General features: G+C 51.6%; 13 protein-coding genes and 2 tRNA genes. 10 read left to right on the plus strand and 5 right to left on the minus strand.

The window, feature by feature from the left end; translation table 11 throughout:
- Positions 1–41 precede the first annotated feature (41 nt).
- Together kdsA and GA565_RS10595 are read left to right on the plus strand one after the other, a co-directional pair.
- Positions 42–896 (plus strand): 3-deoxy-8-phosphooctulonate synthase, encoded by an 855-nt coding sequence (gene kdsA / locus GA565_RS10590; protein WP_152198420.1) that lies wholly within the window; start codon positions 42–44, stop codon positions 894–896.
- Positions 897–1,065: 169 nt separating this feature from the next.
- Positions 1,066–1,842 (plus strand): hypothetical protein, encoded by a 777-nt coding sequence (locus GA565_RS10595; protein WP_152198421.1) that lies wholly within the window; start codon positions 1,066–1,068, stop codon positions 1,840–1,842.
- Between the two features lie 65 nt (positions 1,843–1,907).
- On the opposite strand, the gene GA565_RS10600 is transcribed toward GA565_RS10595, so the two are convergent.
- Positions 1,908–1,997, minus strand: a tRNA-Ser gene (locus GA565_RS10600).
- A gap of 240 nt (positions 1,998–2,237) precedes the next feature.
- Positions 2,238–2,327, minus strand: a tRNA-Ser gene (locus tag GA565_RS10605).
- Between the two features lie 409 nt (positions 2,328–2,736).
- Between GA565_RS10605 and GA565_RS10610 the strand changes: the two genes are divergently transcribed.
- The 4 genes from GA565_RS10610 (at position 2,737) to GA565_RS10625 (ending at position 6,763) form a co-directional block, all read left to right on the plus strand.
- Positions 2,737–4,206, plus strand: coding sequence for a peptide MFS transporter (locus GA565_RS10610; RefSeq protein WP_152198422.1), 1,470 nt, complete (start codon positions 2,737–2,739; stop codon positions 4,204–4,206).
- 125 nt (positions 4,207–4,331) lie between these two features.
- Positions 4,332–5,273, plus strand: a complete 942-nt coding sequence (gene ghrA / locus GA565_RS10615) for a glyoxylate/hydroxypyruvate reductase GhrA (RefSeq protein ID WP_152198423.1) — start codon at positions 4,332–4,334, stop codon at positions 5,271–5,273.
- Positions 5,274–5,377: 104 nt separating this feature from the next.
- Positions 5,378–6,115 carry a phosphatase gene (locus GA565_RS10620; protein WP_152198424.1) on the plus strand — a complete coding sequence of 246 codons (738 nt, stop codon included), beginning with the start codon at positions 5,378–5,380 and terminating at the stop codon, positions 6,113–6,115.
- A gap of 63 nt (positions 6,116–6,178) precedes the next feature.
- Entirely contained in the window at positions 6,179–6,763 is a 585-nt protein-coding gene (locus GA565_RS10625) for a molecular chaperone (protein WP_055771044.1), read from the plus strand.
- An 86-nt stretch (positions 6,764–6,849) separates the two neighbouring features.
- Here GA565_RS10625 and GA565_RS10630 read toward each other — a convergent pair whose 3' ends face one another.
- The 3 genes from GA565_RS10630 to mdtH form a co-directional block, all read right to left on the minus strand.
- Complete coding sequence (locus GA565_RS10630) at positions 6,850–7,413, minus strand: lipoprotein (RefSeq protein ID WP_152198425.1); 564 nt, start codon at positions 7,411–7,413, stop codon at positions 6,850–6,852.
- A gap of 124 nt (positions 7,414–7,537) precedes the next feature.
- On the minus strand, positions 7,538–8,185 hold the full coding sequence (grxB, locus tag GA565_RS10635; RefSeq protein WP_152198426.1) for a glutaredoxin 2: 648 nt from the start codon (positions 8,183–8,185) through the stop codon (positions 7,538–7,540).
- 136 nt (positions 8,186–8,321) lie between these two features.
- On the minus strand, positions 8,322–9,536 hold the full coding sequence (gene mdtH, locus GA565_RS10640) for a multidrug efflux MFS transporter MdtH (RefSeq protein WP_152198427.1): 1,215 nt from the start codon (positions 9,534–9,536) through the stop codon (positions 8,322–8,324).
- A 319-nt stretch (positions 9,537–9,855) separates the two neighbouring features.
- Between mdtH and rimJ the strand changes: the two genes are divergently transcribed.
- The 4 genes from rimJ to murJ all read left to right on the plus strand — a co-directional run bounded on the left by rimJ (position 9,856) and on the right by murJ (position 13,721).
- Positions 9,856–10,440 (plus strand): ribosomal protein S5-alanine N-acetyltransferase, encoded by a 585-nt coding sequence (rimJ, locus tag GA565_RS10645; RefSeq protein WP_152198428.1) that lies wholly within the window; start codon positions 9,856–9,858, stop codon positions 10,438–10,440.
- A gap of 14 nt (positions 10,441–10,454) precedes the next feature.
- Complete coding sequence (locus tag GA565_RS10650; protein WP_152198429.1) at positions 10,455–11,117, plus strand: DUF480 domain-containing protein; 663 nt, start codon at positions 10,455–10,457, stop codon at positions 11,115–11,117.
- A gap of 9 nt (positions 11,118–11,126) precedes the next feature.
- Entirely contained in the window at positions 11,127–12,062 is a 936-nt protein-coding gene (locus GA565_RS10655; protein WP_152198430.1) for a Gfo/Idh/MocA family protein, read from the plus strand.
- 129 nt (positions 12,063–12,191) lie between these two features.
- Positions 12,192–13,721 carry a murein biosynthesis integral membrane protein MurJ gene (gene murJ, locus GA565_RS10660; RefSeq protein ID WP_152198431.1) on the plus strand — a complete coding sequence of 510 codons (1,530 nt, stop codon included), beginning with the start codon at positions 12,192–12,194 and terminating at the stop codon, positions 13,719–13,721.
- The last annotated feature ends 39 nt before the right edge of the window (positions 13,722–13,760 follow it).

A 13,760-nucleotide genomic window follows, 5' to 3' on the forward strand; every position in this document is an offset into this window, starting at 1 on the left:
GACATTTGTACCATTACTTTAATATAGATTAAGGTCAAAGCATGAAACATAAAGTGGTTAGCATTAAGGACATCAACGTAGCAAACGATTTGCCGTTTGTGTTGTTTGGCGGTATGAACGTGCTGGAATCACGTGACATGGCGATGCGCGTCTGTGAGCACTACGTGAAAGTGACGGACAAACTCGGCATTCCTTATGTTTTCAAAGCCTCTTTTGATAAGGCCAACCGTTCTTCAATTCACTCTTATCGCGGCCCGGGCCTGGATGAAGGGATGAAGATTTTCCAGGACCTGAAAGCGGCGTTTGGCGTGAAAATCATTACCGACGTTCACGAAAGCTGGCAGGCACAGCCGGTTGCGGACGTGGTTGACGTGATTCAGCTACCTGCATTTCTGGCACGTCAGACCGACTTGGTTGAAGCGATGGCGAAAACCGGCGCGGTCATTAACGTTAAAAAACCACAGTTCGTCAGCCCGGGCCAAATGGGTAACATCGTCGATAAATTCAAAGAAGGTGGCAACGATCAGGTTATTCTTTGCGATCGCGGCAGTAACTTCGGCTATGACAACCTGGTTGTCGATATGCTCGGTATGAACGTGATGATTAACGCCACTGGCGGCCATCCGGTTATCTTCGATGTGACTCACGCGTTGCAGACCCGTGACCCGTTTGGTGCAGCCTCTGGCGGCCGTCGTGCGCAGGTTGCCGAGTTGGCGCGTGCTGGCATGGCGGTGGGCATTGCCGGCCTGTTTATCGAAGCACACGAAGACCCTGCTAACGCGAAATGCGACGGTCCTTCAGCACTGCCACTTGAGAAGCTTGAGCCTTTCCTGGTGCAGATGAAAGCTATCGACGACCTGGTGAAAAGCTTCCCGGCTCTCGACACCAGCAAGTAATCTCACGCAGATTTAAAACATTGAAGGCGGCCTATGGGTCGCCTTTTTTAATGGCTTTTTATACCAGAAAACAGAAGGTTTTATCGGTTTTCGACAGTTTCTCTTCTGCATGCAGGTAGTATTGGACATTAACCAGGTAGGTTAGTTGAAATATTCAAAGGAATGAAAAATGAGAAGCATACCGACCCTGACATTGCAGATTAAGGCCTTCATTTATGGCTCTCAGGGGGATGACAAGATTGATAAATCCCGAATTACAAACACTATTCTGCGGGATAAAATCACCCACGATAATTTCCCGCATGCCGCTATAACTTCGCCTGAAGATCTTTGTGAAAGACTTAGCCGTTTTAATAATATTGCTCTAGATAACGAATCGGTACTGTTGTTTAAAAATCAGTTCGATGATTATCGCTTTAGTGTTAACAAGACCATTCTCGCAGCCGCAGCCCCAGGCTCCAAGAAGGAATGCAGCATTCATGCGGTAACGTCGTCATTACTCAATACCTCAAGCTTTACACACGACATGCTTATGGCGATTAAACAGCTACGAGAATTTAGCCGCTTAAATGCTGCACCTCTGTTGTTTGGCGACCAGATGTCTGCTGAAGGAAAGCGAGTGAAACCTTCCAAAGCTGACGTAGAGCGTTATCAGTCAGAAACGCTCTCCTGCGATGAGTTCCAGTCGATAGGCAAATCAGTGGCTGCCGGATTAGCAAAACAGATGCTGATTGTTCTGGTCACCGATACGGAACATTCCATGTTGAGCCTGACTCGGATCTTTAATGTCGATGACAAGTATACACATCGCAACTATAAGGAATTTGAGGAATACTTTTCACGAATTTATGATTGGATAGAGGGGAAAACGGACACGTTGCCCGATGTGCTTTCTCTTGAGGCGAATAGCGTCGAGGCAAGTCGAATCTTTAACGTAAAATACTAAAGCGATTCTTGCGGTAACAGCAAAGAAAAAGGCCCTGATTTTCATCAGGGCCTTTTTCTATAATTTGGCGGTGAGAGAGGGGTTCGAACCCTCGATACGCGTTAGCGTATACACACTTTCCAGGCGTGCTCCTTCAGCCACTCAGACACCTCACCGTTTCGTCACACCGCTGTGCAGTGCAACGGGGCGGTACTATAGGGAGACAACCCTTTTGGGTCAAGGATTATTTCCCGAATGCTACTTGTATGATTAGGAGTTCGACAATGTGTTTAAAAAACGCTCACTTATGTTGCGTTATGGCCAGTGCGAGCGGAATAAACGCGTTTGCCATCGTTAAGTCGTTTCCTACAAAACGAAAATGGCCCTGATTTTCATCAGGGCCATTTTCTATAATTTGGCGGTGAGAGAGGGGTTCGAACCCTCGATACGCGTTAGCGTATACACACTTTCCAGGCGTGCTCCTTCAGCCACTCAGACACCTCACCGTAAGTCGAGCCAACACGCTGTGCTGCTCAACGGTCGCTAATGTAGGGAAATCTACGACCAGCGTCAATAGACTTTTCACCGTTATGCTCCGATTAGCGAAATTAAAAGCAATTTGCTGATTTATAGAACAAAAAAACGTTTTTATTCATCGTGAGTTCCCGTCGTTTTTATTCATTTACTCTCGCAACGACGGGGTTTGCCCGTTTTGAAGATAAAAGCAACGCATAACGCTTTGAAATGATTTTTCGCAATAAATGCTGTGAATTTGCATCAACGCAGCGGTATAACATGGGTCGGCTTGAAAACCAGAGCATAAAAATCCGCCGAGTTTTTGAGCACGTTTATTATCACCTTCTTATTTACCAAGCTCATCAATAAGCTTTTAACAAGGCAGTACAGGGGTTCGTTTTGAGTCATTTAGAAAATACATCACATCATCGCTCGGTAATACCGGCGGGTTCCGGCGCACTATTTTTCATTCAAACCTTTTCGACCTTAGGATTTGCCGTACTTTATTCCACGCTGGTGCTGTATGCCACCAAGCGTCTGGGCTTCAGCGAAAACGATGCCAACGCCATTATGGGTGTCTTTGGTGCTTTCAACTACGGCCTGCACATGTTTGGTGGCTACCTCGGCGGCCGCTATCTGAGTAACCGTAATCTGTTCGTACTCGGGATGGTGCTGCAGGTTATCGGCTGCGCACTGATTGCTGTCGCGGGCGTGAACGGACTCTACTGGGGGTTGGCAATGTTCTTGACCGGCAGCGGGCTAAACGTCACCTGCCTGAACATGATGCTGACCCAGCGCTTTGCGCCAGAAGACGACCGCCGCGAGTCTGCCTTCCTGTGGAACTACGCCGGAATGAATCTTGGATTCTTTATCGGTTTTGCAGTTGCGGGTTATTTCCAACTGAGTGACAACTACCGCGCACTGTTTATGTTCGCCACCTTAGGCAATGCGGTTGCTATTTTAGTGACCCTGTCACGTTGGAATATCCTGAAGGATATTAACACGCCGCTTAAGCAGGCCACTTCTCGCCAGTTTAGACAGCGCATGCTGATAGGTATCGCCATTTTGGTGGTGCTGGTGCCAATTATCCGCGTCATGCTGACGCACGCGGCCTTCAGCAGCTACTTCGTGGTGGCGCTGGGTATCGTGATATTTATTATCATGGGCGTAGTGACCACCCGTCATCGTCAGCAGGATGAGAAAAGCCGCATGGTGGCTTATCTGCTGCTGGCTGCAGGCTCTCTGGTATTTTGGACGCTGTATCAGCTCGCCCCTATGGGACTGATGTTGTTCTCAGAAAACAACATTAACCTGAATGTTTATGGTTTTCGCGTAGCGCCGCAGTGGATCCAGGACATTAATACCGTGGTCATCGTCGTGGGCGGCCCGCTGATGGCTCTTTGGTTCAAACGTCTTCGCCAACGCGGCTGGCGTATTGATATTCCGCTGCAGTTCTCGGGAGCCTTGTTCTGCATTGGCATTGGTATGCTGGTACTGCCGTTGGGTATTCACTTTGCCGGCAGTGATGGCCTGATGGCCTTTAAGTGGATAGTGATCAGCTATGTTTTCCAGAGTGTGGGTGAGCTGATGATCTCTCCGATCGGCTACGCGATGATAGGCAAACTCGCTCCGGCACGTTATCAGGGCGTAATGATGGGCTGCTGGATGATGGTGACTGGGGTAGCATCCGTGCTGGCCAGCTACGTTTCGGGTCTGATGCCGGCCAATACCGGCAGCACGCCGTTACTGACCAATCCTGGCTACAGTGAAGTATTTAATGCTTTGGGATGGGGTTCGGTGGCGACCGGCGTGGTGCTGATGCTGCTGATTCCGCTCCTGCGTCGTCTGATTCAACGGGTTCCCGCGTAACCACCGCGAAAATTGCATGCTCAGGCCCTGACTCTCAGGGCCTTTTTTTTAAACAATTTTTTGCAAGCAAAGGTTGCATCCTGGTGATTTTAGATGAAATCTAACAGAGCTAAGGAGGCACCTAGATGAATATAATTTTCTACCACCCTACATTTGATTCAAAGCCATGGATTCAGGGCATCAATCAGCGACTTTCTGACGCCAAGGTTCGCGCCTGGCATCGTGAAGATAACGCCCCTGCCGATTACGCGCTAGTGTGGCATCCACCGCAGGAGATGCTGGCACCGCGCACTGAGTTAAAAGGCATTTTTGTGATGGGCGCGGGCGTTGACGCTATTCTCACCCAAGAGCAGCGTCACCCCGGTACGCTGCCCGCCGGCGTACCGCTTATCCGACTCGAAGACACCGGCATGGCGCTGCAAATGCAGGAATATGCGTTGGCTAGCGTACTGCGCTATTTTCGTCGTATGGATGAATATCAGCTATTTCAACAGCAGAAGCAGTGGCGCCCGCTGCCGGCGCATCAGCACAGCGAATTTACGATTGGCATTCTTGGCGCAGGGGTGCTGGGAAGTGCGGTGGCACAAAAATTAACTGAACTGAAATTCAAGGTTCGCAGCTGGAGCCGCACGCCAAAATCACTGCCGGGCGTTGAAAGTTTTTACGGCGATGATCGGCTGGCTGATTTTGCCAAAGGCTGCAAACTGTTGATCAATTTGCTGCCAAATACGCCACAGACCGCGGGCATCCTCAATAAAAATTTGTTTGCCCAACTGCGCAGCGGTGCTTATTTGATTAATCTAGGCAGGGGTATGCATCTGGTTGAAGGTGATCTGCTCAAGGCGCTCGATGGCGGACAAATTGCGGCCGCGACGTTAGACGTGTTTGTTGAGGAACCTATGCAGCGCATGCACCCATTTTGGTCACATCCGCGTGTTAGCGTCACCCCTCATATCGGTGCCGACACGCTCCCTGAAGAAGCCATGGACAATATTGTTGCCAATATCAGGGCCATTGAATCAGGGCGTGAGCCGATAGGATTGGTTGACCGCACGCTAGGATATTAACCTTCGCGGCGAACTCACCTTTAACGTTTGTCAGCCCATGTCTGACAGACCATTAACGCCGTCGCGGCTTACACTGCGGCGGCCTGATTATTCAGGAGCTAGCTATGTTTCCCGTTGACTTACATATGCATACCGTTGCCAGTACTCACGCCTACAGTACCCTGCACGACTATATCGATGAGGCTCAACAAAAGGGCATCAAGCTGTTTGCTATCACCGATCACGGTCCCGATATGGCTGATGCGCCTCACTATTGGCACTTTATGAACATGCAAGTTTGGCCACGCGTTACCGACGGCGTGGGCATTTTGCGCAGTATCGAGTCCAATATAAAAAATATAGACGGCGATATCGACTGCACGGGACCGATGCTGACGGCGGTGGATTTTGTCATTGCTGGTTTCCACGAGCCGGTGATGCCCCCGGTGGATAAAGAAACCCACACGCAGGCAATGATAGCTGCCATGGCCGGTGGCGAAGTACACATTATTAGCCATCCAGGCAACCCGAAATATCCAGTAGATATCCCTGCTATTGCAGCAGCAGCCGCGAAGTATAACGTGGCGCTTGAGCTGAATAATTCATCTTTTACCCATTCCCGTAAGGGCAGTGAGCCAAACTGTCGGGCGATTGTGGCGGCGGTGAAAGAGGCGGGTGGGTGGCTGGCGCTGGGATCAGATTCGCATATTGCCTATTCTCTCGGGGGTTTTGAGCACTGTGAGCGTATAATTAAGGAAGTCGGTTTCCCTGAAGATCGCATTCTAAACGTCAGTCCACGCCGGTTCCTGGACTTTCTGCAACAACGCGGTCGTCCGGCAATTGCAGAATTCAGCGAACTGTGACATTGTCACGCAAATTTTTGCTTTGCCAACTTTTATGTTGCCAACCTTAGTCAGGTTTTTACTATGAATGAGTTTTCGATCGTTTGCCGCGTGCTGGGCACCCTGTTTTACCGTCAGCCGCAAGACCCGCTGCTGGTACCGCTGTTTGGCCTGATTCAGCAGGGTAAGTTGCGCGAACATTGGCCGCTGGAGCAGGACGCGTTGCTGCTTCGCTTGCAGCAAAGCGCTGACCCACAGGCGCTGGCCGCCGAGTTTAACCACCTGTTTGTCGGTAATGAATCCGCGGTGTCTCCATTTCGCAGCAGCTATGTGGAAGGTGATTCCGAACAGGAGGTGCGCACTTTCCTCAAGCAGCGCGGTATGCCATTAAGCGAAGCCCCGGCCGACCACTTTGGCGCAATGCTGCTCGCCGCTTCCTGGCTTGAAGACCAGTCACAGCAGGACGAAGCAGCGGCACAAATCGCGCTGTTTGATGAATATATGCTGCCATGGTGTGGAAAGTTTCTGGGTAAGGTAGAAGCCCACGCAACCAGTGGTTTCTACCGCACGCTGTCTGAAATCAGCCGTGAAGCGATCACTGCCATGCGCGATGAGCTTGAAGAAGCACTGCCGGAAGATATTGAAGACGGTGAAGAAGACGAGCAGTAAGCCCTGACTTTATGAAAAGAGGGGATAAAAAAACGCCTGAGGTGACGCGCAAGAGGCTTTACGTGCACAGACTCAGGCGTTTTCTTTTAATCAGTAAACGGGATCACCAGTTCGCCCGGCTTCACTTCAATTCCTTTGGCCAGCTTTTTGGCCATCGCTTCACCTTTGCTGCGATCGCTGCTCAGCACGTAGGCCGGTTTCTGATCAAAGTATGATTTCAACGACTGATTCAGGTAAGGCATCAGACCTTTGATCACCGACTGCATTTTTTCCGGTTTAACGGTGTAGTCGACAACTTCCATATCTTTCAGATAAATCGCGCCTTCGTCTTTGTTAAAGCTTGGTGTCGCCTTCAACGTGAGCGTCATGTTGGCCTTTTGCGCGCCAAACAGCGAGTTAACATCAATATCGGCATCGCCGGTCAGCGTGACTTTTCCAGGCTCCGCTCGGCCAATCTGGCTGCTCAAATTGGTTAACGTAATGCGTGCGTCTACCAGCCCGGGCACGCCAAGCTGTTTTTGGAAGTCATTGTGTTTGTGCAGGTAATCATTAACTTCCTGCTCGCTCAGCGAGTATTGGGTAAGGTGATTACATCCGGCAAGCAGGCCGGTAAAGATCAGGGCAGCGGTCCCTAAAAATAACTTTCTCATGACGTCCTCAATTGACAGGTAGAAGGCGCCTAGTATGCCTGCTTTTTAAATGACGAGGGAAGATAATCGGGGAGGTGAATACCAAGGACCGCACCGAAAGCGCAGTCCTTGTGCAAACATTGCGCTAGCTGGCGATGCTGGTTAGCAAGTTTATCTGTGTCTGCTTGGCCATGTTGTCGCGATAGGCCTGTACGCGAGTCGGCAATTCGATGCCTTTAACAATCGACAACGAGCGCAGTACAGGGAACAGGTGGATATCGTCCTGCGAAAGCTCGCCGTTTACCGCATTGGGCGCTTTGATGAGCTTGTCCAAATCACGCAGGTCCTGATTAATTTTCTTCACCAGTCCCGGCGAATGCTGCAAATGCTCTTTGAAATCGCCCATTTTTGCCTGCTTTTTATCACTGAAGTACTGACGAGCCTGCGGGGTCGCGAACTCTTCAAAAGGCGCGCTGGCAAAGCGGGGGATCAGCAGTTTTTGCGTGTACTCAGAGACGTGACGCAGCCAGGTCTCGACTGCAGCGCTGAGCGGGCCGGTGAGCAGGGGGTTGCGGTCCGAGTTATCAACATATGTCACTATGTCGAGGCTCTCTGGCATAAAGCTGCCATCTTGTTTCTGCAGGATGGGCACCATCTTCTGACCGACCATCGACGTTGGCGTTTTCTCGTCGTCATTGAGCAGTGCTTTTACTTCAACCGGAAGATTCTTAAGGCCAAAAATCATGCGCGCTTTCACGCAGTAGGGGCAGTGTTCATAAACATATAACTTCATAGTACGTCGCTCCTTTTGTACCGGCCGAGGTGTTGCCTCAGCCGTTAGGTTTTCAGTGACCAGAGGCGTGTCAGTTAATGAGTATGGTGAAGATTGGCGGTGAGATCAAACCGCCAAACAGGTTTTAGGACGGCACCTAGGGCAGCTGATTTCCACTCAGCATCGCGGGTTCTATGCGACGCAAATAAAACTGCCAATAGAGACCGGCGAGAGTGATTAGCCCGACAATACCCAGTAAAAACCACGGTAATTGAGGGAGTTGCAGTGCGCGACCCGTGTCGTACATCCATCCACCGCCGGTGTAACCTATTGCGCCGCCGATGGCCAGCCCGAGACGGCTAAAGCCCATGTAGCTGCCGCGTGCGCGTGCGTCGGCCAGTGACGCGCTCAGCGTTTCGCGAGCGGGTTCAGCAATAATTGCCCCGATATAGAAGAAGCCAATTAGCAGCAGCAGGGGATTAAGTCCGCTCACCATGCCGACGGGAAGTAGACTCAGCGTCATAATAAGCAGGCCGCACATCAGGCGTTTTTCGAGGCTGAAACGCGTTTCACTCCAACGTGCAATGGGATAAAGCAGGGTCAGAGAGAGTGCTGCCTCAATTGCATACATCCATTTTACTGCCGTGGGTGTTCCGGCCATGTCATTCACCGCGATGGGCAGCATCAGCATCACCTGTACGGTGAGCATGTAATAGCCGGTCAGCGTTAATACATAGCTGATAAAGCGTTTGTCGCGCAGGACGCGCATCATGCCTTCGCGCATGGGCGCACGTCCGGCAGAAATGCGGTAAGCGGGCAGGAAAATGGCGTTAAACAGCGCCGCGAGGACGAAGATGCCCGCCCCGACCCAGCAGACGAAGTGAAAGTTATACTGCAGTAGCCAACTGCCGATCAGCGCGCCAATGACCGCCCCCGAGCTGTCTTGCATCATTAACAGCGAGAAGAAACGGCTGCGTTCGCGTGGACGAATGAGCTTAATGACCAATGCGGTGCGCGGTGGATCAAATAATGTGCCGCCGAGGCCGGACAAAATGCATGAACACACGAGTATCCAGGGGCTGTCCGCCAGCGCCATGGTGGCAAAACCCGACGCCCGCAGCAGCATGCCGGTAATTATCATCGGTTTGGCACCAAAACGGTCAGCGATGGCACCGCCAAAAATCCCCAGTCCCTGCTGCGTGAGTTGTCTTAGCCCAAGCGCCAGGCCCACTGCCATCGCGGCCCAACCGAGTTGGTCAACGAAGCGGATTGAAATAAGCGGGAAGACGACAAAGAACCCTAATATGACTAAAGCGTTGTCAAACAATAAGAAAAACTTTCCCAAGCTGCGCGCTTGCGATACCAGAGACATGTGTCACCCTGACCAAAAATTGGCATCCATTCCGAAAGATGCTGAGAAAAAGAATCCCCCTCAGTCTGAACCGGAAACAGGCAATTAGATAGGGCGCTATAGATAATATTTTTTTATCGTCAAGAGGCGAGTAGACTGGCAAAATCAGAGAGCAGTGACTGAAACTATTGAATAAATCTTCGGCTAATTCAACATAGAGTACGGGTCTCGGCTATGATGCAGTGAGGGGCAGTGCGGGTGGTTGTAGATAAGCGGGAAGAGCGACGACTATTTCCTATGAAATGTTCTTATCGAGCCGCACACAACGTGGAGGAAAGGGATGTTTGGCTATCGATCAGCGGCACCAAAAGTGCGGCTTACTACAGACAGAATGGTGCTGCGTTTAGTCTATGAACGCGACGCACATCGTCTTGCGGATTATTATGCAGAAAACCGCGCGTTTTTAAAGCCGTGGGAGCCAATCAGGGACGAAAGCCACTGTTATCCTTCGGGTTGGCAGGCGCGACTTAGCCTGATTAATGAGATGCAAAAACAGGGAACGGCCTACTATTTTATTCTGCTCGACTCCGATGAGAATCAGGTCCGTGGCGTGGCAAATTTTAGCAACGTACTGCGCGGTTCCTTCCACGCCTGCTTTCTGGGCTATTCCCTTGGACAGCAATGGCAGGGGCAGGGATTGATGCAGGAAGCGTTGCAGTCGCTTATTCGTTACATGCAGCGTCAGCAGAAAATGCACCGCATTATGGCGAACTACATGCCACATAACCATCGCAGTGGCGACTTACTCGAACGTTTGGGCTTTGAGCGTGAAGGCTATGCGAAAGACTTTTTGCTGATTGATGGGAAATGGCAGGATCACGTTTTGATGGCCTTAACGGACTATCAATGGCTGCCTCCGAGATAAGGAATGAGAGCATCATGAAATTCGAATTCAGCGCCAAAGAAGCGCGAGTTATTGGCTGTATGTTGGAAAAACAAGTGACTACGCCGGAGCAGTATCCGCTCAGTCTTAATGGCCTCACTACCGCCTGTAATCAAAAGACCAATCGTGAACCGGTGCTGGACCTCAGTGAGTCAGAGGTTCAGCAAACCCTCGATTTACTGCTGCGTAAACACCTCATTCGTTCGGTCAGCGGCAGTCGTACCATGAAGTACGAACATCGTTTTTGTAATTCAGAGTTTGGAAATCTTAAATTCTCGCCTGCAGAAGTTGCCCTCGCCGCCACGCTGCTGCTGCGCGGTGCTCAAACGCCGGGAGAGTTACGCACACGTACCCATCGGCTGCATGATTTTGCTGATGTGACCGACGTTGAGCGCACCCTTAACGAGATGGCCAGTCGCGAAGACGGCCCATTTTGCGTGCGACTGGCGCGCGAGCCGGGCAAGCGTGAAAGCCGCTACATGCATCTGTTTAGCGGTGAAGTCAGCGATGTCGCCACTGATGACGAACCGTTCATTCCAGCCGGTTTGTCGGCCACTGCTTCGCGTGATGGGTTAGCAGAGCGAATTGGCGTGCTTGAAACCGAGGTCAACGAGCTGAAGCAGCGCCTAAATCATCTGCTTGAAAGGCTCGCTGACTAGGGAGGGGCTATGAGTAAACTACGTATTGGCGTCGTCGGGCTCGGCGGTATTGCACAAAAGGCCTATCTGCCGATTCTGGCTCAGGCTAATGACTGGGCGCTGGCCGGTGGCTTTTCACCCAATCAGACCAAAGCGCAGGCTGTGTGCGACAGTTATCGTTTTAGATGTTATTCAAAGCTTGATGCCTTGGCAGCCGACTGTGATGCGGTATTTGTTCACAGCAGCACCGAGTCGCATTTTAACGTAGTGAGTCAGTTGCTCAACGCGGGCGTTCACGTTTACGTTGACAAACCTTTGGCCGCCACGCTGTCGCAGGCCGAACAGCTTATCGAGTTGGCACAGCGTCGAGGCAAGGCGCTGATGGTGGGCTTCAATCGCCGCTTTGCTCCCCTCTACCTGCAGTTAAAACAGCAGTTGGCTCTGCGAGAGCACGCGCCGGCATCGATTCGCGTCGATAAACACCGTGCCGATAGCGTAGGCCCGAATGATCTGCCGTTTACGTTGTTGGACGATTATCTGCATGTGGTAGATACCGCACTATGGCTCGCTGGCGACGATGTAAAGCGGGTGGGGGGGCAAATTAACTGTAACCCCGACAATCAGCTGATTTATGCCGAACACCAGTTTGTTTGCGGCGACCGGCGAATCACCACCTCGATGCATCGCCGTGCGGGCACTCAGCGCGAGTCGATTCAGGCAGTAAGCGACGGGGGATGGTATCAGGTAAACGATATGCGCCAATGGCAGCAGGAGCAGACGGACGGCATCAGTGAGCAACCGATCGCCGGATGGCAGACTACCCTGGCCCAGCGCGGTTTCGAGGGCGCGGTGCGGCACTTTATTGACTGTGTTACCCATCAAACATCCCCTGAAACCAGCGGCGAGCAGGCGATTGTTGCACAAAGAATTATCGAACAATTACTGCAGGAACAACGATTAGTCTGATAATTGTGCAGGGGAAACAAGTTATAACAACTGCCTGTAGCTATTGTATTTTTGATACGTAGACTATACGCACTTCCGAACCTTGCCGGTGCCCCGTTGAAGGGTTTACCGGCCATAAGAATAAGTCACATGAATCTACTGAAGTCTCTAGCTGCCGTCAGTTCAATGACGATGTTTTCACGCGTGCTGGGTTTTGCCCGTGATGCGATAGTTGCCCGAGTATTCGGGGCAGGAATGGTAACCGATGCTTTTTTCGTTGCCTTCAAATTACCTAACTTGCTGCGCCGTATTTTTGCCGAGGGTGCTTTTTCTCAGGCTTTTGTCCCTATTTTAGCGGAGTATAAAAGCCAGCAGGGTGAAGAGGCGACCCGTACCTTTATTGCCTTTGTGTCTGGTTTACTCACGCTGGTGCTGGCACTGGTGACGATCGCCGGCATGCTGGCTGCGCCCTGGGTTATTTACATCACCGCGCCGGGTTTTGCCGACACGCCAGACAAATTTGCGCTGACAACTTCGCTGCTGCGCGTGACGTTTCCCTATATTTTGCTGATTTCACTCGCGTCGCTGGCGGGGGCCATTCTTAATACCTGGAACCGTTTCTCGATTCCGGCCTTTGCTCCTACCTTCCTTAACGTCAGCATGATCCTATTTGCACTCTTTGCCGCACCGTATTTCCATCCGCCGGTCATGGCGCTGGCGTGGGCGGTGGTCGCGGGTGGCGTGTTGCAGCTTGGCTATCAACTACCGCACCTGAAAAAAATTGGCATGCTGGTGTTGCCGCGTCTGAATCTCAAAGATGCGGGCGTGTGGCGCGTGATGCGCCAGATGGGACCGGCTATCCTTGGCGTATCGGTAAGCCAGATTTCACTGATCATTAACACGATTTTTGCCTCGTTTCTGGTTTCCGGCTCCGTGTCGTGGATGTACTACGCCGACCGCCTGATGGAGTTTCCTTCCGGCGTGCTGGGCGTTGCCTTGGGCACCATTTTGCTGCCTTCGCTGGCACGCAGTTTTTCCAGCGGTAACCATAAAGAATATAATCGTCTGATGGACTGGGGTCTGCGTCTGTGCTTCCTGCTGGCGCTGCCGAGCTCGGTGGCGTTGGGCATTCTGGCTAAGCCATTGACCGTTGCACTGTTCCAGTACGGCAAGTTTAGCGCCTTCGATGCCTCGATGACCCAGCGCGCGCTGGTGGCTTATTCGGTTGGATTGATGGGGCTTATCGTTGTAAAAGTGCTTGCGCCGGGCTTCTACTCGCGTCAGGACATTAAAACGCCGGTAAAAATCGCTATCATTACCCTGATTATGACGCAGGTAATGAACCTGGCCTTTATCGGGCCGCTTAAACATGCTGGCCTATCGCTTTCAATCGGCCTCGCCGCCTGTCTGAATGCCTCACTGCTTTACTGGCAACTGCGCAAGCAGGACATTTTTCAGCCACAGCCGGGCTGGCGGAGTTTCTTAATCCGCTTGATTATTGCCGTTATTGCCATGGCCGCAGCGCTGGTGGGTATGATGTACGTAATGCCGGACTGGTCGGTGGGCGGCATGACCATGCGACTCTTGCGTCTTGCTGCGGTAGTGGTGGTGGGCGTGGTGGTCTATTTCGGTGTGCTGGGCCTATTGGGCTTTAAAGTTAAGGACTACGCGCGAAGCTAGCTTTCATCATACGCCATGCATAAAAAAGGCCGCTTTCGC

The organism is Rouxiella sp. S1S-2 (assembly GCF_009208105.1).
Lineage (GTDB): Bacteria > Pseudomonadota > Gammaproteobacteria > Enterobacterales > Enterobacteriaceae > Rouxiella.